Below are 23009 nucleotides of genomic sequence, written 5' to 3' on the forward strand. Positions count from 1 at the left end.
ACCCTGCCCGGGGGGTCCGACACCGTCGATCCAGGCCGTCGCCGCCGAGGTCTCGCCGTCGACGGCGTACGTGCGACGCGGCAGGCCTCGGGGCCGCCGATCGCGACCGGCCGTGACTGTCGGACCTTCGTACTAGCGTTCGAATCATGGCAGCGGTCGTGCTCACCGAGACCCCGGGCGGGGACCCGTTCGCGGGCGTCCCCACCGGTCCGGGGCTCGCGGCCGCGCTGGCCGCGGTGGACGTGGCGGGGCTGCCCGGCGAGCAGGTGGCGGCCTGGATGCGTGCGACGTTCCGGCAACGCAACCACGAGGACGCGGTGCTGCTCGACGCGATCCGCCAGACCTGCCGCTCGCGCGCTGGGAGCTGCCGCCGGGTGCTCGACGACGGGTTCGCCCCGCGGGTCGTGGCCGCGAACCTGGGCTGGTCGGCGGTCACCGCCTCCTCGCGCTACTCGCTGGCGGTGTTCGTCCTCGACGCCCAGCCGGCGCTCGGCGCGGCGATGTACGACGGGGTGCTCGAGGCGCGCAAGGCCGAGATCTTCGACTCCGCCACCGAGGGCCTCGACGAGAACCAGATCACCGAGGTGGTCCGCATCGTGCTGCCCGAGGCGCCGGGGCTGGCCTACCAGGCGCTGCGCGAGCGGATCCTCGAGGTCGCCCGCGCGCTGGACCCCGAGTGGGCGGCGGGGCGGCTCGCTGCCGCCGTCGCGCGGGCCCGCGTCGCCACCCGGCCGTCGCCTTCGGGCGCGGTCGACCTGTGTGGCTACGACCTGCCACCCGACCTCGCCCAGGACGCGAAGGCCCACCTCGACGCCCTCGCGGGCCAGGTGCAGGCCCGGCTGGCGTTCCTCGGCGTCGAACTCGGGGTCGGGTTCATCGCCGCCCGCATCTTCGCCCGGCTGCTCGACGGCACCCTCGCCGGCCTCGACGACCCTGCCGTGCAGGACGCCGTCATCGCCGAACTCTCCGGCGAGGACCCAGCCGGCCCGGATGGCGACAGCGATCCTGACGACGGCCCCGACGACAGCACGCCCGACGACGGCCCCGACGGCCCCGACGGCCCCGACGGCCCCGAGCCGGACGACAGCGGACCCGACGACGGCAACGACGGCAGGCCGGACGACGACAGCGGACCCGACGACGACAGCGGGCCCGACGACGGCAGCGGGCCCGACGACAACGCTGGACCCGAGGAGCGCGGGGCCGCTACGCCCGGCCCGATCGTGGAGCCGTATCCGGCGGAGGTGGCGCTGCGGATGCGGCTCTCGACCCTGCTCGGGCACGACGAGCACCCCGCCGAACTCCCCGGGCTCTCGGGCACCCTGGCCGAGATCGCCCGGCGGCGGGCCCTCGACATGGGCACCGCCCGCTGGCAGGTCCTGGTGCACGACACCGACGGGCACCTCATCCACCTGCTCGCGCTCCACGCCCCACCCGACGCCCGGCCCGACCCCCGACACCAGCGACGCACCGTCGAAATCACGGCTCCTGCGGCGCTGCTCGACGCCCTCGACGCCACCACCCACCCGGACGACGATCCGTGGCTGGCCAGCCTGCTCGCCGCCTACCGCCGCTCCCGCGACGCACCACCCGAGCACCACCCCGCCACCACCACCCGCGACGCCCACCGCCGGCTACCCGGCGCCGCACTGGGCCGCTGGATCGACGCCCGCGACCCGGTCTGCGTCGCCCCCGGCTGCCGCACCCTCGCCCGCCGCTGCGAACACGACCACACCCTCGACTGGCAGGACGGCGGCCGCACCCACGCCGACGGCCTCGCCAATCTCTGCCGCGCCGACCACCGGGCCAAGCACGTCCGTGGCTGGACCTACGACCAACCCGCACCCGGGCGGTTCACCATCACCGACCCGACCGGCACGGTCCACCACACCGAGAGCCGCGTCGTGCGCCCGCTCCCGGACCCCGTGGCGCCGCGCCGGCCCCACCCCGCCGACCTCCACCCCGCCGACCTCCACCCTGCCGATCAACACCCCACCGACCCCTGCCGGCGACACACCGCCACCAGCGCCCCCGGGACCCTCGAACACCTCCTCGCCACCCGCCCGGTGCGGCGGACGACCCCCACGGCAGACGACGACGAACCGCCCTACTGACACCCCTCGGGCGGAAGGATCAGGTCGAGCAGGCCGGTCGGGTAGAGCACGGCGTTCCCGGCGACGACGTCCGCGATCGGCAGCCACCGGACCGGTGTGCCCTCGTCCAGGATCGGGCCCGGGTCACGGCGTTCGTAGAACGAGGGGTCGGCGATCGACGCCGAATAGAGCACGTCGATCTCGTGGCCCGGCCGGCCCTCGAACTCGAAGACGTTCTCCACGACGCCGAGCCGGACGACGTCGGTCAGCTCGACGGCGAGTTCCTCCCGGAACTCCCGGCGCAGCGCATCCTCGGAGAGCTCCCCGAACTCGATGCCCCCACCGAGCGGGCGGTGGAAGGTCTCGCCCTTGACGGCGTCGTGGCCGACGAGCACCAGCAGGTCGTCTCCCCGGCGCACGACGCCCAGGACGACCGGACGGATCACGCGCGCAGTCTCACCCGCGCGCGACCGCCCGCGCCACCAGGTCGGCGAACAACGTCGGCAGCTCGATGCCCGCAGCGCCGGCCATCGTCGCCACCACGCTCGACGGGCTGAACGAGCAGTACGGGCCCGCCTCGAGGAACCACGGTCGGCCATCGGGGTCGATCCGGAAGTCGAACAGCCCGTAGTCCCGGCAGCCCAGGGCGGTGTAGCAGCGCCGCGAGGCCTCCCAGACGGCCTCGACCACCGGGTCGGCGACGTCGACGATCCACGCCCGGCCCTCCCCCTTGGCCACGAGTCCGAGCTCGCCGGAGTCGGAACGCGCCAGCTTGTCGGCCTCACCGCGAATCGGGGCGAGGTCGCCGACCGGGTACTCCTCGAGCGGCAGGCATTCCAGCCCGTGCCCGCGGTCGAGGACACCGCAGCGCACCTCGCGGCCCGCCGGGACGAACGTCTGCACCAACGCCGACGACGAGTGCTCGAACGCCGCCACGAGCGCGTCCGGGTACTGCCCGGCCGACCGGACGAGCGTCGTACCCACCGAGTTGTCGGCGTCCGTCGGCTTCACGACGACGGGTGGCGCGAGCGTCGCCGTCTCCCCAGGCGCGAGCACCTCCGACGTCGGGACGTCGACGCCCGCGGCCGCCACCAGCGCGTTCGCCCGCGGCTTCACCATCGAGGCCGCCATGACCTCGGGCGGGTTCCCGACGTAGGGCACGGCGAGGACGTCGAACAACGCCCGGTAGGCGGTCATCCCGGCCGGGCAGAACATCTGCGGGACCATGACGTCGGGCGCGAGCGCCGTCAGATACCCCACCGCTCCGGCCAGGTCGACCGGCGGCGCCGCCTCCAGCGCGGCCGGGGACAGGTCCCGCGGGAACCGCCAGCGGCCGTCGGGCGAGACGTGCGCGACCGCGTCGTCCGGCCCGCCCACGGCGGCCAGCGCTCCCCGCGCATAGAGCCGGGACAGGTCGGCGAAGAACTCGTCGGTGGGCGAGCCCACCAGATGCAGGGTTCGCGGGAGACGCAGCGGAGCGGAGCTCGACCCAGGCAGTTCAGTCACCGCCCGGCTCCACGAGCTTCCCGATGTTGACGTCGATCTTCACCCAGTCCCGGCCGGAGAGCAGGTTCTCCAGGAGGAGCGACGGGATCTGCAGGTGGTGGACCAGCAGGAAAGGCAGCGGGTCGTGCACCGAGAAGATGGCGTCGGTGCCCTCCCACAGCGTCCTCACCCGCTCCGCCACCGACGACGGGTCCGACAGCAGCCGCCACAGCTCCTGGTAGAGCCAGTACGTCGGCCGGCTCGCGGCCGTGGGGCGCAGCGTCTCGCAGCCGTCGGAGAGGTACGCCCGCGAGAGCGCCGCCTCCTGGTCGTAGAACATCGTGATCGCCGAGTGCGTGCGCGGGTTGCACTCGATCGCCCGCACCGCGCCGTCGGCGGCGACGATGAAGTCGAACGAGTACTGCCCCGTGAGCTTCCGGTCGGCGACGAACCGCGTCACCCACTCCTCGATCGCGGGCCGCTCGACGTGGTCGTAGTTCAGCTGGAACGCCGAGGACTCGCAGCAGCAGTAGACGGTCAGCACGCCGTCCCGCGCGGTGCCGTGAGTGCAGTACTCCGTGCCCGGCACGAACTCCTGCAGGATCCACGGCCGGTCCGGCGACATCGGCTTGGACGCCGCGAACGCGCGGGTCTCGGCCGTCGACGAGCGCGGCAGCGGGGTCAGGTCCAGCCGGTTGACCGCGTCGTAGGGGATCGACTTGAGGACGTAGGTCGCTCCCGGCGGGAAGTCGAACGCCGCGACCTCGTCGGCGGAGGTCACCCGGTGCGTGTCGGGCACGGGGAGCCCCGCCTCGGCGGCCGCCGCCGCGAAGGCGCCCTTGTCGTCGACCGTGCCGATGTCGTCGGCGTCGCCGTGCACCACCTCGCAGTACTGCTCGAGCAGCGGCTTCGCCAGGGCGTCGTACCAGCTCGACGCCGGGCTGCAGACCGGGACGTACACGTCGACGCCCTCGGCGCGCACCACGTCGACGAGCGCGGCGGCGTACTCCGGGTCGTCCGGCGGCGGCACCACGTGGAAGGCGTCCACCGCGATGGAGAACCGGTGCCCGGTGAGCCGGTACTTCGCGGCCTCGACGAGCACGACCCGGTGCCCCGCGGCGTGGAAGGCCCGGGCGAGCGCGAGCGCCTTCGTCATCTTCCCGCCGCTGAGCATGACGGTGCGCGGCCGGTCCGGCCGCTCCCGCGCCGGCTTCCCGACGACGGCCGAGTACAGCAGCGACCCGGCCGTCACCGCGAGGTTGGCGGGCAGGGCCGCCGCGAGCAGCGCCTGCATCCCGACGCTGCGCAGGACCCGGTTCATCGCACGGCCCCGCTCGACGGTCGAGCTCCGCTGCGCTCCGTCTCCCTGATCAGGGTGATCCCGTCGCGCAGCGGCACCACCACCTGCTCGACGCGGGGGTCGGCCGCCACGGCCGCGTTGAAGTCCGCGATGGCCCGGCCGTTCACCGTGTCCGGCCCCGCCCACGGCTGCCCCTGCATCAGGGTGTTGTCCACGGCGACGAGCCCACCGGGCGCGAGCAGCCCCGTCGTCAGGATCGTCTCCAGGTACTCGACGTAGCCGGCCTTGTCGGCGTCGATGAACACGAGGTCGAACGCGTCACCGGCGAGGGCGGCCAGGGTCTCCCCCGCCGGTCCGACGCGCACGTCGATACGGCGCCCCGCCGCCGACCCCGCGAACTGCTCCCGGGCGAACGCCGCGACCTCCGGGTCGATCTCCAGGGCGACCACGGACCCGTCGTCGGGAAGGGCCTCCGCGAGGGCGAGCGCCGAGTAGCCGGTGAACATCCCGACCTCGAGCACCCGCCGGGCGTGCGTGGCGTGCGCCAGCATCGCGAGGAATCGGCCCTCGACGTGCCCGGAGAGCATCTCCTGCTCGAGCGCGCCGGCGGCGTCGCGCCAGTCGAACGCGGCGGTGGCGCGGGCGAGCGCCGTCAGGTCCGGCGACTCCGGGGACGTCATCGACTCGACGTAGGGGTCGAACCCGACGGCGAGGTCGCGCGCCGCGCGCAACTCGTCCTCGAGTCCCGTCCCGGCCGCCCGCGCGACGAGGTCGTCGAGGCGGGCGGCCAGGATCGAGGCCGGCGTGACCGGGCGGGCCGCACCCGGCGCGGTCTTCACGCCTGGTCTCCGCTGCCCGTCGCTCCGCTCGCCTGGTCCTCCGGCACCACGTACATGTCCTCCCCCTCGCCCTGACGCGGGTAGGAGCGGACGACCTGGTTGTGGGTCTCGACGGTCTCGGTCAACTCCTCGGGCGTGAGGTCGTTGATGAAGTAGCACGTGCCGATCGGCCGCGGGACCGCCGCACGCAGCTGCCCGTTGCGGGTCTGCGTGATGGAGTCGGTGGCCTTGGCCAGCAGCTCCGGCGTGAGGTGCGGGCTGGTCAGCGTGAGCCCGATGCGGCTCATGAGCCAGAAGATGCGGTCGCGCTCGCTGACCGAGATGTAGCCGCGACGCTCCGCGAGCGTCGTCGAGAGCGCCATGTCGATCGAGATGGCGTGCCCGTGGAAGTACGGCGGCTCGGGCGTGAGCTCGATGGTCGGGCTCCACGTGTGCCCGAACGCGATGACGCGGTCCAGGTCGAGCTCCCAGAGGTTCGGCACCTCGAGCTCGAGCATGGTGCGGATCGCGTCGTAGGTGAGCCGGTGCGCGATCTCGCGGAGCTCCGGGGTCCCGTCGAGGTGGCCGAAGCGGGTGTGGAGCAGGTCCTCGCCGTACTTCTCGAGGAGCTCGAAGATGCCGGAGTTGCCGACCGTCGAGATCTTGACGAGCTCGGCCATCCCGTTGCGCACCTGGTCGACCGGCAACGTCTTCAGGAACGAGAAGTCGAGGATGACCTGCTGGCTGGCGTGGAACGAGCCGAGCCGGTTCTTGTTCTTGCCGTGGTTGACCGCGACCTTGATGGCGACGCTGGCGTCGATGAGTCCGATCAGCGTCGTCGGGATGCGGATGTAGGGCGTCGACCGGCGGAACAGCGAGCACGCGGTGCCCGTCACGTCCGTCATGAGGCCGCCGCCGACCACCAGCACCGGCTCGGTGCGGTTCAGTCCGAAGTCGCCGAACGCGTCGATGATCTTCTCGACGGTACGCAGCGTCTTGTCGGGCTCCCGGATGATGATCGGGAACGTCGTGAGCTCGAGCTCGTAGTGCTCGAAGTAGGCGCGCATCTGCTCGCCGTAGAGCTCGTGGACGGTCCGGTCCACGACCATCATCGCCCGGCCGTAGGGCCGGTAGGTGTCGGCGAGCTGCGGGTTGGCGATGTCGAAGACGCCGTCGACGTAGACCAGCGAGTAGTCGATCTTCTCGTAGGCCTCGACGTGGAACGCGGTCTCGGTGCTGGTCAGGGTGGGCTGCGGGGCGACCATGGTCTGGGCTCCTGGGTGCAGGCCGAATCACGGCCCGGCGGGGCGCCGGACCGGTCGGGTGGGTTGAGGAGGAGAGGGAGGGCTACGCGAGCGCGCGCAGCTCGGCGAGGTTCAGGGCGTCCACGCGGGTGTCGGCGGCCGAGAAGTCGTGGCCCGCGGTGTTGGCGTTGGGGAAGGCGACGGTGGTGATGCCGGCGCCCTTGGCGGCGGCCACACCGCCCACGTTGTCCTCGATGGCGACGACGTCGCCGGGCTCGAGGCCGGTCTCGCGCAGCGCGGTGCGGTAGACCTCCGGGTCCGGCTTCACGGCCTGCACGTCCGAGGTGTCCTCGATGACGTCGAAGTCCGCGGACCGGATGTCGGGCTCGAGCGCGTCCAGCAGTGCGCGCACGTTGTCCCGGCTCGTCGTCGTGACGAGGCCCAGCTTCAGGCCGGACTCCTTGGCCCCGCGCACGACGTCGAGGACGCCCGGTCGCGGCGCGGTCTGCTCGGTGGCGAGCGACTCCTGGAAGATGCGCGACTTCGTCGCGTGGACGGCGTCGGCGTCGACGGACTGGCCGTGCTGGGCGGCGTAGTCGGCGACCCGTTGGGCGCCGCCGTTGCTCTCGAGCATCGCGAGGTAGTCCTCGCGGCTCCACTCCCAGTCCAGGTCGTGCTCGGCGAAGGCCCGGTTGAAGGCCTTGCGCTGCAGCTCGGAGGTGTCGACGACCGTGGAGATCGAGCCGAAGAAGATCGCAGAGGTCACGGGTCAGCCGCTCCTGTGATGGCGGGGAGACGGTCGTCTCCGCGTCGGGTGCGTGGGAGCCGACGCCGGTGGCCACCGGACGACGGACGAGGTTCCTCGGTCAGGGGGCTACCCCGGGAAACACGGCCCTAACGTTCCGAGGTCTCCGACACTCTCCGCAGCCGTGCGGTCGCGGCACCGGGGTGCGGTCCGCTCACACCGACACCGCCCGGAACCGCACCGTGTCCCCCGGACGTAGCTGTCCCGCGACGTCGGTGTCGGCGTCCACCACGACCCCGATCACCGGATAGCCGCCGGTGACGGGGTGGTCGGCGAGGAACACCGTCGGGCGGCCCGACGGCGGCACCTGCACGCTCCCCCGGATCACGCCCTCGCTGGGGAGCTCGACCTCGGCGAACGCGTCGGCCCGCACGAGCTCCGGTCCCTCGAGCCGGAACCCGACGCGGTTGAGGTCGTCCGTGACGCTCCAGGCGCTGCGCAGGAGCACCGCCGGGTCGGCGAACCAGTCGTGACGCGGCCCCGGCACCACCCGCAGCACGCCGTCCGAGCGGGGCGGCGGCGCGAGGTCGACGACGGGTACGGGGGCGGTCGGCGCGGGCCCCACCGGCAGCTCGTCGCCCTCGGTCACGACGGCGGGGCCGAGTCCCGCGACGACGTCGGTCGCCCGGCTGCCCAGCACCGGTGTCACGGCGATCCCGCCCCGCACGGCGAGGTAGGTGCGCAGGCCGGTCGCCGGGGTCCCGAGCCGAACCTGGGCCCCGGCCGGCACGACGACGGGTCGGTACGGATCCGCCGCCCGGCCGTCCACGGTGAGGGGGGCGGGGGCGCCCGCCAGCGCGACCACACCCGACGTCAGGAAGGTCGCGGCGAAGCCGCCGAGGGTGATCTCCAGGCCGGCGGCGTCGGGGGCGTTCCCGACGAGGCGGTTCGCGAGCGCGAGGGCGCGACGGTCGGCGGCACCGGACACGCCGACGCCGAGGTCGGCGCGACCCGGTCGGCCCCGGACGTCCTGCACGGTGGTCTGCACGCCGGTGGCGAGGACGGTGATCATGCGACGCGGAACCGGACGCGGGTGCCGGGGAGCAGCACGGCGGGCGGGTCGCGCTCGAGGTCCCACAGGACGTGGTCGGTGCGCCCGATGAGCTGCCAGCCGCCGGGTGACTCGCGCGGGTACACGCCGCTGAACTCGCCGGCGAGGCCGACCGCGCCGGCCGGGACGCGGGTGCGCGAGGACTCCCGGCGGGGGACGTGGAGCCGGTCGTCGGACCCGACGAGGTAGCCGAAGCCGGGGGTGAAGCCGGCGAAGGCGACCGTCCAGGTCTGGCCGGTGTGCGCCGCGACCACCTCGTCGGCGGTGAGGCCGGTGTGCCGCGCGACCTCGTCGAGGTCGTCCCCGTCGTAGGTCACCGCGATCTCGACGACCTCCCCCGCCCCGCGCTCGCCGACGGGCTCGGGCGCGCGGGCGCGCACGTCGGCGGCCACGCCCGCGAGGTCGGCCGCGGCGGCGACGCGGACGAGCACGGTCCGCGCGGCCGGGACGAGATCGACGGTTCCCGACGGCGGGTCCGCGGCGAGGTCCGCGTGCAGCGCCAGGACCTCGTCGAGCGAGTCGAGCTCGACGAGCAGGCCGGTGTCCCCGCAGGGTCGGGTCCGCATCACCGGAAGATGGTGGGCAGCGCGGCCAGCGACTGCACGCTCGCGACGAGGGTGAACACGAACGCGGCCAGTCCGAGCAGGAGCAGCCAGACCGGCTGACGCAAGCCCGTCAGCAGGTCACGGCGCCGCCAGCCGATCCAGAGCAGGATCGCGAGGCCGAACGGCAGGATCAGGCCGTTGAAGGCGCCCGCGAACACGAGCAGCGCCGACGGGGTCTGCCCGAGCAGCAGGAACGCGATCGTGCACACGGTGATGAAGGCCGAGATCGTCAGGTTGAACCGACGGTCGACCACCCCGGAGAGCGTCCGCAGGAAGGTCGCGGAGGTGAACGAGGCGCCGATCGTGGACGTCATGCCCGCCGTCCAGAGCACCACGCCGAACAGCCGCAGCCCGACCGGGCCCAGGGCGAACGCGAACGCGGAACCGGCCGGGTCGGCCGCCGAGAGCTGCGCCCCGCCCGCCACCGCACCGAGGATGCCGAGGAACAGCAGGATGCGCAGCACGCCGGTGACGAGGATGCCGTTGACCGAACCGCGGCTGATCGTCCGCAGGTGCTCGGGCCCGGTGGTGCCGGACTCGATGAGACGGTGGGCGCCCGCGTAGGTGATGTACCCGCCGACGGTGCCGCCGATGAGGGTGAGCACCGGCAGGAAGTCGAGGCCGACGGGCGCGACCGTGCGCAGCGCCGCCTCCCCGACCGGCGGGGCGGTGACCACGGCGACCACCGCGATCAGGCCGATCTTGAGCACGCCGAGCCCGAGGACCGCCCGGTCGATCGTGCCCTCGAGGGCGCGGAAGTTGAAGATCACGATCGCGAGGACGGCGCTGAGCACCGCGCCGAGCCGGATGTCGAGGCCGAACGTGTCGTGGAGCCCGAGGCCCGCGGCGCTGATGTTCCCGATCCCGAACACGAGGCCGCCGACCACGACGAGGAACGCCAGCACGTGCCCGGAGTACGGGACCACCCGGTTGGCGAGGTCCTGGGCCCGCATCCCGGACAGCCCGATGATGCGCCAGACGTTGAGCTGGATCGCCAGGTCGACGAGGACGCTCGCGACGATGGCGGCGGCGAAGCTCGGCCCGTAGCGCGCGGTGAAGGTGCCGGTCTGGGAGATGAATCCGGGACCCGCCGCGGACATCGCCATGAGGAACATGGCGCCGGCGACGGCCAGGCTGCGTCGCACGTCGACGGTGGGTCGGCCCTCGTCCGCTGCCATGCCGGGAAGGTAGGGATTGTTCAACAATCCGTCAACCCGATCGGACAGGGTTCGAAGCGACGTGATCGGCGCTACGGAGCACACTGGCGCGCATGACCGAGGCAGTCACGAGCGTTGCCACCCCGCGCGGGCGCTCCGTCGGTGTCGATCACCCGGCGGCCCTGGGCCGGGGAGGCGCGGGCCTGGCCCTCGGCGCCCTCGGCGTGGTGTTCGGCGACATCGGCACCAGCCCGCTCTACGCGATGCAGACCGTCTTCTCGATCGACAACGGCGCCGTCAGCCCCTCCCGGGGCGACGTCCTCGGCGTGATCTCGTTGATCTTCTGGTCGGTGCTGATCATCGTGACCATCAAGTACGTGCTGTTCATGCTGCGCGCCGACAACGACGGCGAGGGTGGCGTCATGGCCCTCGCCGCGCTCGTCCGCAGCGCCCTGACCGGCCGGGCGGCGACGTTCGCGATCGGCCTCGGCGTCCTCGGCGCCGCCCTGTTCTACGGCGACTCGCTGATCACGCCCGCGATCTCCGTGCTCTCGGCCGTGGAGGGCGTCGAGGTGGTGCGGCCCGAGCTCGCCGAGGCGGTCCTGCCGATCGGGGCGGTGATCCTCGCGGCCCTCTTCATCGTCCAGCGGGGCGGCACGGAGCGGGTGGGGCGGCTGTTCGGGCCGGTCATGGCGGTGTGGTTCGTGGTGCTCGCGGTGCTCGGGCTCCCGCACGTGATCGAGCACCCCGACGTCCTGCTCGGGCTCTCGCCGACCTACATCGTCACCTTCATCGCCGACCACCCCTACACGGCGTTCATCGCCATGGGGGCGGTCGTCCTGTCGATCACCGGCGCCGAGGCCCTCTACGCCGACATGGGCCACTTCGGGCGGCGCCCGATCCGGATGGCGTGGTTCGTCGCCGTCTTCCCGGCTCTGATCATCAACTACCTCGGCCAGGGCGCGCTCGTCCTGCACGACCCGTCGGCCGTCTCGAGCCCCTTCTACCTGCTCGCCCCGGGCTGGGCGCGCATCCCGCTGATCGTGCTCGCCACCGCGGCCACCGTCATCGCCTCCCAGGCGGTCATCTCCGGGGCCTACTCGGTCTCGCTGCAGGCGATGCGGCTCGGCTACCTGCCGCGGCTCACCGTGCGCCACACCTCGTCGTCCGAGAGCGGCCAGATCTACGTGCCCGCCGTGAACTGGCTGCTCTTCGGCGGGGTGCTCATCCTCGTGGCCACGTTCCGGTCCTCGGCGAGCCTCGCCACCGCCTACGGCCTCGCCGTCACCGGCACGCTGCTGATCTCCACCACGCTGTTCCTGCTGCACGCCCGGCACACCTGGCACTGGGCGTGGTGGCAGGTGGTGGGCCTCGGCGTGCTCTTCGGCGTCGTCGAGCTGCTCTACTTCGGCGCCAACATCATCAAGATCGTCTCCGGCGGCTGGCTCCCGCTCCTGGTCGCGGTGATCGTCGTCCTCGTCATGAGCACGTGGCAGAGCGGCCGGCGCGTGATCACCCAGCGCCGGACCTCGCTCGAGGGACCGCTCGACGACTTCCTCGACTCCCTCGACGGCGTCACCCGCGTGCCCGGCACGGCGGTCTTCCCCCNCCCCACCAACGAGACCGCGCCGCTGGCCCTGCGCGCGAACGTCGAGTTCAACCACGTCCTGCACGAGCAGGTCGTGATCGTGTCCCTGGTGTCGATCGACGTGCCGCACGTGCCGCGGGAGGAGCGGGTCACGGTCGACGACCTCGAGAACTCCCACGACGGCGTCGTCCACGTCCGCGCCCGCTTCGGGTTCCAGGACCGGCAGGACGTGCCCGACGTCCTCCGCCTGGCCTGCGGGCTCTCCCCCGAGCTCGAGAGAGCGGACCCGGACACCGCGTCGTACTACATCTCGCGCGTCATGATCGAGCGTGGCGACGCGCCGGGCCTGCCCACGTGGCGCAAGCGGCTGTTCGTCGGCCTGGCGCACAACGCGGCCTCACCCGCCGGCTCGTTCAAGCTGCCGGTGGCGCGCACCGTCGTGATGGGGTCGACGCTCGAGCTGTGATTCAGGTGCGGGAGAACGCCCAGCCGGCCCAGCGGCCGGTGAGCACCACCATCGCGACCAGCGCGAGCACGAGGCCGATCCCGGGGCCGCCCTCGGGGACGGTGTTCTGCGACCACACGGCCCAGAGCCCCGTCACCGAGGTGATCGCGCAGCCGGCCGCCGTCACGAAGACGAGGACCCAGCGGCGGGTCATCACGGACGCGGCCGAGAACCCGACGCCGAACACGAGCGCCAGGATCGAGAACAGCCGCGGCAGCGCGGTGACGCCCGGGTCGCCGGACACGACCTGCCAGCCCGTCGCGCCGCCGGCGGTCCAGCGCAGGATCGCGGCGACGAGCAGCACGAAGATGGCGATCGCGACGACGAGCACCTTCGGCCCGAAGTCGACCTCGCGGGAGATCGACGGCCGGGCCGGCTGCGGCTCGGCGGTCTCGGTGTCGCTGTCGAAGGGGTTCACGTGAGGCTCCCGACGCTGCATCCGGTCTCGACCGGCTGATCCTGCGGCTTACCCATGGCGGGCAGACCCAACCCGACCCGCGGCGTCGTCGGGCGCGTGCCCGCCTCGTGCGCGTCGCCGGCCCGCGTGCGCCGGTGCGTGAGCACGTCCCCGTCGGCGACGACGTGGTGCGGCGCGCCGTAGGTGGCGCGCACGGTCACGACGTCCCCGGGTCGGATCGGCCCCGCGACGCCGGTCGGGGTGAAGTGGACGAGCCGCCCGTCGCGCGCGCGGCCGGACATCCGGCGGGTCGCCGCGTCCTTGCGCCCCTCGCCGGTGGCCACCAGGAGCTCCAGCTCGCGGCCGACCTGCTCCCGGTTGCCCGCGAGCGACATCTCCTCCTGCAGCGCGACCAGCCGCTCGTAGCGGTCCTGGACGACGGCCTTGGGCACCTGGTCGGGCAGGGTCGCGGCGGGGGTGCCGGGCCGCGGTGAGTACTGGAAGGTGAACGCCTGCGCGAAACGGGACTCCTCGACCACGCGCAGCGTCTCGGCGAAGTCGGCCTCGGTCTCGCCCGGGAACCCGACGATGATGTCGGTGGTGAGCGCCGCGTCCGGCATCGCCGCGCGCACCTCGGTGACGATGTCGAGGTAGCGGCGGGCCCGGTAGGAGCGGCGCATCGCCTTCAGCACCCGGTCCGAGCCGGACTGCAGCGGCATGTGCAGCTGCGGGCAGACGTTCGGGGTCTCGGCCATCGCGGTGATGACATCGGAGGTGAAGTCACGCGGGTGTGGGCTCGTGAAGCGGACCCGCTCGAGACCCTCGACGCCGCCGCACGCGCGGAGCAGGTCGGCGAACGCGGTCCGGCCGGTGGCCCGGTCCTCGAAGCCCACCCCGTAGGCGTTGACGTTCTGCCCGAGCAGCGTCACCTCGAGCACGCCCTCCGCGACGAGCGCCTCGACCTCGCCCAGGATCTCCCCCGGCCGCCGGTCGACCTCCTTGCCGCGCAGCGAGGGGACGATGCAGAAGGTGCACGTGTTGTTGCACCCGACCGAGATCGACACCCAGCCCGAGTAGGCCGAGTCGCGGCGCGCGGGCAGGTGCGAGGGGAACGTCTCGAGCGCCTCGAGGATCTCGACCTGCGCCTCGCCGTTGTGCCGGGCGCGCTCGAGCAGCGCGGGCAGCGACCCGACGTTGTGCGTGCCGAACACGACGTCGACCCACGGCGCCCTCGCGGTGACGGTGCTGCGGTCCTTCTGCGCGAGGCAGCCGCCGACGGCGATCTGCTGGTCGGGCCGCGCAGCCTTCACCGGGGCGAGCCGGCCGAGCTGCCCGTACAGCTTGTTGTCGGCGTTCTCGCGCACCGCGCAGGTGTTGAACACGACGAGGTCGGCGTCCTCGACGGCCTGACCGTCCGGCGCCGGCTCCCAGCCCGCCTCGACGAGGACGCCGGCCAGGCGCTCGGAGTCGTGCACGTTCATCTGGCATCCGTGGGTGCGGATGGCGAAGGTCCTGGCGCCGCTCATCGGTGTCCAGGGTAGGCCCGGCGGCCGGGAGCACGGTGCCGTGGTCGGTCGGCGGACGGTGCTCCTCGGCGCGGGGGCGGTGACCCTCGGCGCCGCAGGCGCCGTCGCCGACGAGGGCGCCCGAGCCTCACGCGAGGTCCAGGACCTCGTCGAAGCCGTCGGCGAGGTCGTGGGTGAAGCCCTCGAGGTCGGTGATCGCGGCGGGGTCGAGGTTCGCGGCCACGCAGCAGACGTCGCCGTGGGTGATCATGGCGATCATCGCCGCACAGCCGGGCAGCGGCGCGAACGGGTAGGCGCGCCGGATGCGGGCCCCGGCGAGGTAGTGATCGCCCTGCAGGCCGGGGATGCTGCTGGCCTGCAGGTCGTTGCCCCCGGTGGTGGCGCCGCCGAAGCGGGTGATGAGCGCCCCGGGCACCCGGGCCAGGACGGGCGTGACCAGCTCGACGCTCTCCAGGGCCGGCTCGTCGCGGGCGGCCCGGACCCGGCGGTGCACGTCGGCGATCCGGGCGGCCGGGTCCGCGAGGCCCACCGGCGCCGACAGGCGGGCGGGCGCGAAGCGGTTGCCGCCCGCCTCGTGCTCCGCGCGGCGCACCGAGATCGGCATGGTCACGGGCATGAGCCGGTCCGCAGGGAGCGGGTCGCCGCACCGGGCGCTGTAGCGGCGGAAGGCGCCGAGGAGCGCGGCGACGAAGGCGCTGTTCACCGAACCGCCCCCCGCCTTCCCGGCGGCCCGCAGGCGGTCGAACGGCACGTCGAGCGTGCGGAAGCGCCACGACGGGCTCCGGTCCGCGAGGACCGGGAGCGGCGGGGCGGGCGGCGGCGAGAGGACCCGGACCGCGGAGGCCACGTACGCGGCGGCGTCCCGGACCGCCCGGTCGGGCCGGACGAGTGCGCCCGCCGCGCCGAGGAGGCCCCGGGAGGCACCGGCGAGCAGGCCGAGGTCGGCCCGGACCTGCCGGACGACCGCGTCGGCGGGCCCGTCCGGCGTCGGGGTCGGCGCCGGTGGCTGGGGCTTGTCGGGCGTGGGCTCCCGGGTGCGGGAGTGCAGCCCGGCGAGGAGCTGGGCCAGGCCCATCCCGTCGGAGAGCACGTGGCTGAGCTTGAACAGCAGCGCGGCGCCACCGTCGGGCAGCCCGGCGACGACGGTCGCCTCCCACAGCGGCCGGGCCGGGTCGAGCGGCGTCATGGCGACCTGCTCGGCCAGCTCGAGGAGGTCGGCGGTCCCGGCGCCGTCGGGCAGGCGCAGGCGCCGGAGGTGGTAGTGCAGGTCGAAGTACGGGTCGACCGCCCAGTACGGGGTCCCGGCCCCGAGGAACGGCGTCACGATCCGTTCCCGGAGCCGCGGAGCCACCCGCGAGGCCCAGTCGGTGGCCGCGACCATGCGGTCCCAGTCGGGCTCGCGGTCGAGGGTCTCGACGACCAGCACGGTGGACCGCATCCGCGGGTCGGCCTCGACGCGCCACATCAGGGCCTCGAACCCGGTGAGTTCCGGCGACCGGGCCCACAGCAGCCGGCCGTCCGGACCGCGTCGTGGAGCGGGATCGACGGACACGGGACTCTCCCTCCGCCGGGCGGACGACCCAGCTTCGCAGGGCGGCGCCACGCCCGTCGAGGGCCGAGATCCCTCCGGCAGATGACAACGCCGTGGTCCTGCAGTAGGACTACACATCTCAGTGTCAGTACCACGAGTCCGGGGGTGTGCGTCGATGGCGCGCGTCGTGATGCAGGCAGTCGTGTCGGTCGACGGGTTCATCGCCCGCCCGGACGACTCGGTCGGGCCGTTGTTCGACTGGTACTCCAACGGCGACACGGACGTGGTGGCCCGGCCGAGCGACTGGCACTTCTCGGTCACCGCGGCGTCGGCCGACTACCTCCAGCCGTTCTGGGACGCGGTCGACGTCACCGTGATCGGTCGGCACCTGTTCGACACCACGAACGGCTGGGACGGCCGGACCGCGGCCGGTGACCAGCTCGTCGTCGTGACGCACCGGCCCCTGCCGCCGGAATGGCTCGCCGCCCACCCGGAGGCCCCGTTCCACGTCGCGGGGTCGGTCGAGGAGGGCATCGGGCGGGCACGGGAACTCGCCGGGGACGACGGGCTCGTCTGCGTCACGGCCGGCGACATCGGCGGTCAGGCGTTCACCGCGGGCCTCGTCGACGAGGTGGCCATGGACGTCGCCCCGGTCGTCCTCGGCGAGGGCGTGCGGTTCTTCGGGGACCACGCGGGGACGGTCCTGCTCGGTGACGCCGACCGGATCGTGCAGGGCGACCGCGTCCTGCACCTGCACTACACCGTGCGGCGCTGACCGACCCCCGTCCCGACGGCGGGTACCGCGCACCGGCCGTCGGGACCGGGCCTCAGGTCCCCGCGGGGCCGATCGAGTCGGCGGGCAACGGTGAACCGTTGTCGGGCCCGGCGTCGTCGAGCGAGCGCTTCCCGGTGGCGTGCTTGCGCTCCAGGTCCTCACGCTTGAAGATCTTGCGGCCGAGCCAGACCAGCGGGTCGTACTTCGTGTCGACCACGCGCTCCTTCATGGGGATCAGCGCATTGTCCGTGATCTTGATGTGCTCGGGGCAGACCTCGGTGCAGCACTTGGTGATGTTGCAGTAGCCGAGGCCGTGGTCCTCCTGGGCGGCGTCCTTGCGGTCACGGACGTCGAGGGGGTGCATGTCGAGCTCGGAGACCCGCATCAGGTAGCGCGGGCCGGCGAACTCCGCCTTGTTCTCCTCGTGGTCGCGCACCGCGTGGCAGGTGTTCTGGCACAGGTAGCACTCGATGCACTTGCGGAACTCCTGCGGCCGCTCCACGTCGATCTGACTCATCCGGTACTCGCCCGGCGCCAGGTCCTCCGGCGGCGCGAAGGAGGGGATCTCGCGCGCCTTGACGTAGTTGAAGTCGACGTCGGTGACGAGGTCCCGGATCACCGGGAACGTCCGGAGCGGCGTGATCGTCACCGTCTCGTGCTCGTCGAACGTGGACATCCGCGTCATGCACATCAGCCGCGGCCGGCCGTTGACCTCGGCGGAACAGCTCCCGCACTTGCCGGCCTTGCAGTTCCAGCGCACCGCGAGGTCACCGGCCTGGGTGGCCTGCAACCGGTGCACGATGTCGAGGACGACCTCGCCCTCGTTGACGTCCACCTCGAACGGCTGCAGGGCGCCCTCGCCGGTCGAGTCGCCGCGCCAGACCTCGAACTTCGCCCGGTATCCCATGGCTCACATCCCCTGATCCGCGCGGTGACCGCCGAGTTCGTCGCCGGTGTAGTACTTCTTCAGCTCGTCGAGCTCGAAGAGGTCGAACAGGTCCGAGCGCATCGCCGGCTGCGGCTGGTGCTCGAGGTGCACCTGCGGGCCGTCCGGACCGTCGGTCAGCGAGCAGTTGAGCAGCTCGCGCCGCCAGTTCTCGTTCATCGCGGGGTAGTCGTCGCGCGTGTGGCCGCCGCGGCTCTCCTGGCGCTCGAGGGCCGCCATCGCGATGCACTGGCTGACCATCAGCATGTTGCGGAGGTCCATCGCGAGGTGCCAGCCCGGGTTGTAGGCCCGTCCACCGGTCACGCCGACCTTCGGGATGCGGTCGTGCAGTTCGGCGAGCCGCTTGAGCGCCATCTCCATCTCGTCGGCGCGCCGGATGATGCCGACGAGGTCGTTCATCGTCTGCTGCAGTTCCTGGTGCAGCGTGTACGCGTTCTCCGCGCCCCGTACCGAGAACGGCTTCTCCGCCTCGGCGAGCGCCGCGTCGACGGCCTCCTCGCTGACGGCGGGAGCACCGGCCAGCGCGTCGAGGTAGTCCGCCGCGCCGGCCCCCGCCCGGCAGCCGAAGACGAGGAGGTCGGACAGCGAGTTGCCGCCGAGACGGTTCGAGCCGTGCATCCCGCCCGCGACCTCGCCCGCGGCGAAGAGCCCCGGCACGACCGTGCCGGCCGTGTCCGGGTCGACCTCGACGCCGCCCATGACGTAGTGGCAGGTCGGGCCGACCTCCATCGGCTCGGCGGTGATGTCGACGTCGGCCAGCTCCTTGAACTGGTGGTACATCGAGGGCAGGCGCTTGCGGATGAACTCGGTGCTCCGGCGGCTCGCGATGTCGAGGTAGACCCCACCGGCCGGCGACCCGCGACCTTCCTTCACCTCGTTGTTGATCGCCCGGGCCACCTCGTCGCGCGGCAGCAGTTCCGGGGGACGGCGGTTGTTGTCGGCGTCGTCGTACCAGCGGTCGCCCTCGTCCTCGCTGGTCGCGTACTGCTCGCGGAACACGTCCGGGATGTAGCGGAACATGAACCGCTCGCCCTCGGAGTTCTTGAGCACGCCGCCGTCACCACGGACGGACTCGGTGACGAGGATGCCCTTGACGCTGGGCGGCCAGACCATCCCCGTCGGGTGGAACTGGACGAACTCCATGTTGATCAGGCGGGCGCCGGCGCGGAGCGCGAGGGCGTGGCCGTCGCCGGTGTACTCCCAGGAGTTGCTGGTGACCTTGAACGACTTCCCGATCCCGCCGGTCGCGAGCACGACCGCGGGGGCGTGGAAGCAGAGGTACTCCCCCGTGGGCCGGCGGTAGCCGAAGGCGCCGGCGATGCGGTCGCCGTCCTTGAACAGCTCGGTGACCGTGAACTCGTGGAAGACCTTGAGGTCGGACTCGTAGTCGCCGGTGCGGGCGTGGTCCTCCTGCTGCAGCGACACGATCTTCTGCTGCAGCGTGCGGATCAGCTCGAGGCCGGTGCGGTCGCCGACGTGGGCCAGGCGCGGGAACTGGTGACCGCCGAAGTTGCGCTGGCTGATCTTCCCCTCGGGCGTGCGGTCGAACAGCGCGCCGTAGGTCTCGAGCTCCCAGACGCGTTGCGGCGCCTCCTTGGCGTGCAGCTCGGCCATCCGCCAGTTGTTGAGGAACTTCCCGCCGCGCATGGTGTCGCGGAAGTGCACCTCCCAGTTGTCCCGGGGATTGGCGTTCCCCATGGACGCGGCGATGCCGCCCTCGGCCATCACCGTGTGCGCCTTGCCGAACAGCGACTTCGAGAGGATCGCGACGCGCTTGCCCCGCATCCGGGCCTCGATCGCCGCGCGCAGGCCGGCACCCCCGGCACCGATCACGAGCACGTCGTAGGTGTGGTGGACGACGTCCGGAGTCGTGGTGTCGGCCATCAGTTCACGATCCTCAGGTCGGAGATGGTGCCGCTCGCGACGAGCATGATGTAGAGGTCGGTGAGGATCAGCGTCGCGATGGTGATCCACGCGAACAGCATGTGGCGCGTGTTCAGGCGCGAGACGGTGGTCCAGATCCGGTACCGCACCGGGTGCCGCGAGAAGTGCTTGAGCCGCCCGCCGGTGACGTGCCGGCAGGAGTGGCACGAGAGCGTGTAGAGCCAGAGCCCGATCACGTTGACCAGCAGGATGACGTTGCCCAGCCCGAGCCCGAATCGCACGGAGCCGTCCGGCGCGTCGCTCTGGAACGCCACGACCATGTCGTAGGTGTTGATGAGCGAGATCAGGAAGGCGACGTAGAAGAAGTAGCGGTGCGCGTTCTGCAGGATCAGCGGGAAGCGGGTCTCGCCGGTGTACTTGCCGTGGGGTTCCGAGACCGCGCACGCCGGCGGCGACATCCAGAACGCCCGGTAGTAGGACTTCCGGTAGTAGTAGCACGTCAGCCGGAACCCGAGCAGGAACGGCAACGACAGGATCGCGAGCGGGATCCACGGCGGGAAGGCCGGCAGGAACGCCCCGAAGTGGCTCGACCCCGGCACGCAGCTCGCCGAGAAGCAGGGCGAGTAGAACGGCGAGAGGTAGTGGTACGCCGGGACGTAGTACGCCGATCCCCAGAACGACCGGATCGTCGCGTAGACGACGAACGTGGCCAGTCCGAGGGCGTTCACCAGCGGCGCCAGCCACCAGCGGTCGCGGCGGAGGGTTCTCGCCCGGATGTCCGCGCGGCCGGGGTTCTCGGCCGAAGGTGCTCCGGGGTCGTGCGCTGTGGTGGTCACTCGCACCGGTCCTCGTCGACGGGCTCGCGTGACGACCGGCGCCGCGCCCCCGGGTGGTGGTGGAGGGCCTCCGGCACGGCGTCACGCCGTGTGGTGCGCAGCACACTACGACTGAGTGTTCCCGGCTGTCGTCCGGATCACAGGTGATGTTGTGGTGATCCGCATCACGAGCACGATTGACGGAGTGTCAGGCCGTCAGACCTCGTCGTCGTCCGGCGCGTCGCCCTCCAGCTCGGCGCCGCGCGTGGCCATCTCCTCGCGGACGACCTCGTAGGCGAGGCCGGCGCCGTAGCCCTTGCGGGCGAGCATCCCCACCAGGCGCCGTGCGGCGGCCTGGGGTTCCACGCGGTCGAGCGAGGGCAGCCGCCGCCGGACCAGTTCGACGGCCTTGGCGCGCTCGGACCCGGGGTCGAGCTCGGCGACCGCGGCGTCCGTGGTCTCGGCGTCGATCCCCTTGCGCCGCAGCTCCTGCGACAGCGCCCGGCGACCGAGACCCCGGTGGCGGTGCCGGGAGTCGACCCACTGCTCCGCGAATGCGGTGTCGTCGAGCAGCCGGACCTCCTCGAGGCGGTCCAGGACGGCGACGGCGACGTCGTCGGCGACGTCGCGTCGCGCCAGCTCGGTGGCCAGCTCGGCCCGCGTGCGGGCGCGGGCGGTGAGCAGGTCGAGGCAGATCGCGCGCGCCACCGACTCGGGGTCGGCGGCCGGATCGGGCGGTGCGTCCCGCTCCGGCTCCTCCCGGGCGCGGCGGCGCGGCCGCTGCCCGAGAGCCATCAGAAGTCGACCGGGGCCGGGGCCGGCTGGGTCTCGTCGGCGTCGAGCTTCGGCCCGATGCCGAGCTTCTCCTTGATCCGCTTCTCGATCTCGCCGGCGACGTCCGGGTTCTCCCGCAGGAACTTCCGGGCGTTCTCCTTGCCCTGGCCGAGCTGGTCGCCGTCGTAGGTGTACCAGGCGCCCGACTTGCGGACGAAGCCCTGCTCGACGCCGACGTCGATCAGCGACCCCTCCTTGGAGATGCCGTGGCCGTAGATCATGTCGAACTCGGCCTGCTTGAACGGCGGGGCGACCTTGTTCTTCACGACCTTGACGCGCGTCCGGTTGCCGACCGCGTCGGTGCCGTCCTTCAGCGTCTCGATCCGGCGGATGTCCAGCCGTACCGACGAGTAGAACTTCAGCGCGCGGCCACCGGTGGTGGTCTCCGGCGAGCCGAACATGACGCCGACCTTCTCGCGCAGCTGGTTGATGAAGATCGCCGTGGTGCCGGAGTGGTTCAGGGCACCGGTGATCTTGCGCAGCGCCTGGCTCATGAGCCGGGCCTGCAGGCCGACGTGGCTGTCGCCCATGTCGCCCTCGATCTCGGCGCGGGGCACGAGCGCGGCGACCGAGTCGACGACGATGATGTCGAGCGCGTTCGACCGGATCAGCATGTCCATGATCTCGAGCGCCTGCTCACCGGTGTCCGGCTGGGCGACAAGCAGGGCGTCGGTGTCGACGCCGAGCGCCTTGGCGTACTCCGGGTCCAGCGCGTGCTCGGCGTCGATGAACGCCGCGACGCCGCCCTGCGCCTGCGCCTGGGCGACCGCGTGCAGCGTGACGGTGGTCTTCCCGGAGGACTCCGGACCGTAGATCTCCACGACGCGGCCACGCGGCAGACCGCCGACGCCGAGCGCGACGTCCAGGGCGATCGAGCCGGTGGGAATGACACTGATCGGCGCGCGACCCTCGTCGCCGAGGCGCATCACCGAGCCCTTGCCGAACTGCTTGTCGATCTGCGCCAGGGCGAGTTCGAGCGCCTTGTCGCGATCCGGGGCCTGAGGCATTCGGGGTTCCCCCTCGGGACGGGTGTGGTCTTCGGCGGCGACGTTAGGGCAGGGGTCCGACAACGTCGTAGGAGCAGGTCTGCGGCTGTGGACAACTCGGGCGGTCGGTGCCGGTGGGGACAACCGCCTAGGGCGTTCAGACTAGACGAACACGTGTTCGATCCAGCAGGGGGACACGCCGGTCGTCGCCGGACGGTCTCACCGGCGCGACGCCGGCACGTCGAACTCGGCGCACACCGCCCGCCAGACCTCGCGGGGTTCCTCGCCGGACTCCAGCGCCTGCTCCACGGTCCGCCCGTCGAGCGCGGAGAACACGTGGTCCCGGGCGATCGAGGAGGCGCGCACGGCGCCGAACTCGTCCTCCATCAGCTGCCGGAAGTGGGTCAGACGCACGCCCCCGAGGGTAGGTGCGCCCGCGGGCGCGGCCCGACCCCACCCGTCGTCGGGGACGGGAAGCCCCGGCCGTGGAGCGGGGCGAGCGGTGCCCGATCGGTAGCCTCGAGGGCGTGGATGTCGTGGTCGCCCAGATCGGCCTGCCCGTGCCGGCGGGCTACGAGTGGTTCGGGCCGGTGCTGGCGGTGCTCGGCCTGGTCGCCGCGCTCGTGGTGCTGCTGCGCTGGTGGTTCTCCCAGCGCCGGTGACG

The 23009-nt window shown here is 72.5% G+C and carries 22 protein-coding genes; 4 read left to right on the forward strand and 18 right to left on the reverse strand.

Going from position 1 to position 23009, the window contains the following annotated elements; genetic code table 11:
• Positions 1-146 precede the first annotated feature (146 nt).
• A complete protein-coding gene (locus A3CO_RS36225; RefSeq protein ID WP_026204906.1) occupies positions 147-2114 on the forward strand; it encodes an HNH endonuclease signature motif containing protein in 1968 nt (655 codons plus the stop codon).
• On the opposite strand, the gene A3CO_RS0123005 is transcribed toward A3CO_RS36225, so the two are convergent.
• The 9 genes from A3CO_RS0123005 to A3CO_RS0123045 form a co-directional block, all read right to left on the reverse strand.
• Positions 2108-2539, reverse strand: a complete 432-nt coding sequence (locus tag A3CO_RS0123005) for an NUDIX hydrolase (RefSeq protein ID WP_018334606.1) — start codon at positions 2537-2539, stop codon at positions 2108-2110. The two genes, A3CO_RS36225 and A3CO_RS0123005, sit on opposite strands and share 7 nt — an antisense overlap.
• A 10-nt stretch (positions 2540-2549) precedes the next feature.
• The gene (locus A3CO_RS0123010) at positions 2550-3539 is read right to left on the reverse strand and encodes a D-alanine--D-alanine ligase family protein (RefSeq protein WP_018334607.1); all 990 of its coding nucleotides are present in this window, start codon (positions 3537-3539) and stop codon (positions 2550-2552) included.
• A gap of 52 nt (positions 3540-3591) precedes the next feature.
• Positions 3592-4899: an ATP-grasp domain-containing protein gene (locus A3CO_RS0123015; RefSeq protein ID WP_018334608.1), complete on the reverse strand. Its 1308-nt coding sequence runs from the start codon at positions 4897-4899 to the stop codon at positions 3592-3594.
• Positions 4896-5717: an O-methyltransferase gene (locus A3CO_RS0123020; protein ID WP_018334609.1), complete on the reverse strand. Its 822-nt coding sequence runs from the start codon at positions 5715-5717 to the stop codon at positions 4896-4898. Before A3CO_RS0123020 ends, A3CO_RS0123015 begins: the two co-directional genes overlap by 4 nt.
• Positions 5714-6961 carry a sedoheptulose 7-phosphate cyclase gene (locus A3CO_RS0123025; protein WP_018334610.1) on the reverse strand — a complete coding sequence of 416 codons (1248 nt, stop codon included), beginning with the start codon at positions 6959-6961 and terminating at the stop codon, positions 5714-5716. The genes A3CO_RS0123020 and A3CO_RS0123025 overlap by 4 nt, the downstream gene beginning before the upstream one ends.
• An 82-nt stretch (positions 6962-7043) precedes the next feature.
• The gene (locus A3CO_RS0123030) at positions 7044-7706 is read right to left on the reverse strand and encodes an HAD-IA family hydrolase (protein ID WP_018334611.1); all 663 of its coding nucleotides are present in this window, start codon (positions 7704-7706) and stop codon (positions 7044-7046) included.
• A gap of 193 nt (positions 7707-7899) precedes the next feature.
• Positions 7900-8757: a 5-oxoprolinase subunit C family protein gene (locus tag A3CO_RS0123035; RefSeq protein WP_018334612.1), complete on the reverse strand. Its 858-nt coding sequence runs from the start codon at positions 8755-8757 to the stop codon at positions 7900-7902.
• Positions 8754-9362: a 5-oxoprolinase subunit B family protein gene (locus tag A3CO_RS0123040; protein ID WP_026204908.1), complete on the reverse strand. Its 609-nt coding sequence runs from the start codon at positions 9360-9362 to the stop codon at positions 8754-8756. Before A3CO_RS0123040 ends, A3CO_RS0123035 begins: the two co-directional genes overlap by 4 nt.
• Positions 9362-10579, reverse strand: a complete 1218-nt coding sequence (locus A3CO_RS0123045) for an NRAMP family divalent metal transporter (RefSeq protein ID WP_018334614.1) — start codon at positions 10577-10579, stop codon at positions 9362-9364. Before A3CO_RS0123045 ends, A3CO_RS0123040 begins: the two co-directional genes overlap by 1 nt.
• Before the next feature lie 92 nt (positions 10580-10671).
• Here A3CO_RS0123045 and A3CO_RS0123050 point away from each other — a divergent pair, with 92 nt between their 5' ends.
• Positions 10672-12612 (forward strand): potassium transporter Kup, encoded by a 1941-nt coding sequence (locus tag A3CO_RS0123050; protein ID WP_018334615.1) that lies wholly within the window; start codon positions 10672-10674, stop codon positions 12610-12612.
• A gap of 1 nt (position 12613) precedes the next feature.
• Here the strand turns inward: A3CO_RS0123050 and A3CO_RS33945 are convergent, their stop codons facing one another.
• The 3 genes from A3CO_RS33945 to A3CO_RS0123065 all read right to left on the reverse strand — a co-directional run bounded on the left by A3CO_RS33945 (position 12614) and on the right by A3CO_RS0123065 (position 16126).
• The gene (locus A3CO_RS33945) at positions 12614-13069 is read right to left on the reverse strand and encodes an Rv2732c family membrane protein (RefSeq protein ID WP_018334616.1); all 456 of its coding nucleotides are present in this window, start codon (positions 13067-13069) and stop codon (positions 12614-12616) included.
• Complete coding sequence (miaB, locus tag A3CO_RS0123060; RefSeq protein WP_033414849.1) at positions 13066-14574, reverse strand: tRNA (N6-isopentenyl adenosine(37)-C2)-methylthiotransferase MiaB; 1509 nt, start codon at positions 14572-14574, stop codon at positions 13066-13068. The genes A3CO_RS33945 and miaB overlap by 4 nt, the downstream gene beginning before the upstream one ends.
• A gap of 127 nt (positions 14575-14701) precedes the next feature.
• The gene (locus A3CO_RS0123065) at positions 14702-16126 is read right to left on the reverse strand and encodes a wax ester/triacylglycerol synthase domain-containing protein (protein WP_018334618.1); all 1425 of its coding nucleotides are present in this window, start codon (positions 16124-16126) and stop codon (positions 14702-14704) included.
• Positions 16127-16280: 154 nt separating this feature from the next.
• Between A3CO_RS0123065 and A3CO_RS0123070 the strand changes: the two genes are divergently transcribed.
• Positions 16281-16880 (forward strand): dihydrofolate reductase family protein, encoded by a 600-nt coding sequence (locus A3CO_RS0123070; RefSeq protein ID WP_018334619.1) that lies wholly within the window; start codon positions 16281-16283, stop codon positions 16878-16880.
• 52 nt (positions 16881-16932) lie between these two features.
• On the opposite strand, the gene A3CO_RS0123075 is transcribed toward A3CO_RS0123070, so the two are convergent.
• From A3CO_RS0123075 to A3CO_RS0123105, 6 genes are all read right to left on the reverse strand, one after another.
• Positions 16933-17787 (reverse strand): succinate dehydrogenase/fumarate reductase iron-sulfur subunit, encoded by an 855-nt coding sequence (locus tag A3CO_RS0123075; protein WP_018334620.1) that lies wholly within the window; start codon positions 17785-17787, stop codon positions 16933-16935.
• A 3-nt stretch (positions 17788-17790) separates the two neighbouring features.
• Positions 17791-19710: a fumarate reductase/succinate dehydrogenase flavoprotein subunit gene (locus A3CO_RS0123080; RefSeq protein ID WP_018334621.1), complete on the reverse strand. Its 1920-nt coding sequence runs from the start codon at positions 19708-19710 to the stop codon at positions 17791-17793.
• Positions 19710-20546, reverse strand: a complete 837-nt coding sequence (locus A3CO_RS0123085; RefSeq protein WP_018334622.1) for a hypothetical protein — start codon at positions 20544-20546, stop codon at positions 19710-19712. The genes A3CO_RS0123080 and A3CO_RS0123085 overlap by 1 nt, the downstream gene beginning before the upstream one ends.
• Before the next feature lie 195 nt (positions 20547-20741).
• Positions 20742-21320: a regulatory protein RecX gene (locus A3CO_RS0123095; protein WP_018334624.1), complete on the reverse strand. Its 579-nt coding sequence runs from the start codon at positions 21318-21320 to the stop codon at positions 20742-20744.
• Positions 21320-22366 carry a recombinase RecA gene (recA, locus tag A3CO_RS0123100; RefSeq protein ID WP_018334625.1) on the reverse strand — a complete coding sequence of 349 codons (1047 nt, stop codon included), beginning with the start codon at positions 22364-22366 and terminating at the stop codon, positions 21320-21322. Before recA ends, A3CO_RS0123095 begins: the two co-directional genes overlap by 1 nt.
• A gap of 198 nt (positions 22367-22564) precedes the next feature.
• Positions 22565-22759: a DUF3046 domain-containing protein gene (locus A3CO_RS0123105; protein ID WP_026204909.1), complete on the reverse strand. Its 195-nt coding sequence runs from the start codon at positions 22757-22759 to the stop codon at positions 22565-22567.
• A 113-nt stretch (positions 22760-22872) separates the two neighbouring features.
• On the opposite strand from A3CO_RS0123105, the gene A3CO_RS40145 reads away from it, so the two are divergent.
• Entirely contained in the window at positions 22873-23007 is a 135-nt protein-coding gene (locus A3CO_RS40145; protein WP_281167699.1) for a hypothetical protein, read from the forward strand.
• Positions 23008-23009: the final 2 nt, after the last annotated feature.

Origin of the sequence: Actinomycetospora chiangmaiensis DSM 45062 (assembly GCF_000379625.1) — a bacterium.
GTDB lineage: Bacteria > Actinomycetota > Actinomycetes > Mycobacteriales > Pseudonocardiaceae > Actinomycetospora > Actinomycetospora chiangmaiensis.

What these genes read in the sequence shown, in the direction of transcription:
- A3CO_RS36225 (WP_026204906.1), top strand. Translation starts at nt 147, where the DNA reads ATGGCAGCGGTCGTGCTCACCGAGACCCCGGGCGGGGACCCGTTCGCG.
- A3CO_RS0123015 (WP_018334608.1), bottom strand. Translation starts at nt 4,899, where the DNA reads ATGAACCGGGTCCTGCGCAGCGTCGGGATGCAGGCGCTGCTCGCGGCG.
- A3CO_RS0123025 (WP_018334610.1), bottom strand. Translation starts at nt 6,961, where the DNA reads ATGGTCGCCCCGCAGCCCACCCTGACCAGCACCGAGACCGCGTTCCAC.
- A3CO_RS0123035 (WP_018334612.1), bottom strand. Translation starts at nt 8,757, where the DNA reads ATGATCACCGTCCTCGCCACCGGCGTGCAGACCACCGTGCAGGACGTC.
- A3CO_RS0123040 (WP_026204908.1), bottom strand. Translation starts at nt 9,362, where the DNA reads ATGCGGACCCGACCCTGCGGGGACACCGGCCTGCTCGTCGAGCTCGAC.
- A3CO_RS0123045 (WP_018334614.1), bottom strand. Translation starts at nt 10,579, where the DNA reads ATGGCAGCGGACGAGGGCCGACCCACCGTCGACGTGCGACGCAGCCTG.
- miaB (WP_033414849.1), bottom strand. Translation starts at nt 14,574, where the DNA reads ATGAGCGGCGCCAGGACCTTCGCCATCCGCACCCACGGATGCCAGATG.
- A3CO_RS0123070 (WP_018334619.1), top strand. Translation starts at nt 16,281, where the DNA reads ATGGCGCGCGTCGTGATGCAGGCAGTCGTGTCGGTCGACGGGTTCATC.
- A3CO_RS0123075 (WP_018334620.1), bottom strand. Translation starts at nt 17,787, where the DNA reads ATGGGATACCGGGCGAAGTTCGAGGTCTGGCGCGGCGACTCGACCGGC.
- A3CO_RS0123080 (WP_018334621.1), bottom strand. Translation starts at nt 19,710, where the DNA reads ATGGCCGACACCACGACTCCGGACGTCGTCCACCACACCTACGACGTG.
- A3CO_RS0123095 (WP_018334624.1), bottom strand. Translation starts at nt 21,320, where the DNA reads ATGGCTCTCGGGCAGCGGCCGCGCCGCCGCGCCCGGGAGGAGCCGGAG.
- recA (WP_018334625.1), bottom strand. Translation starts at nt 22,366, where the DNA reads ATGCCTCAGGCCCCGGATCGCGACAAGGCGCTCGAACTCGCCCTGGCG.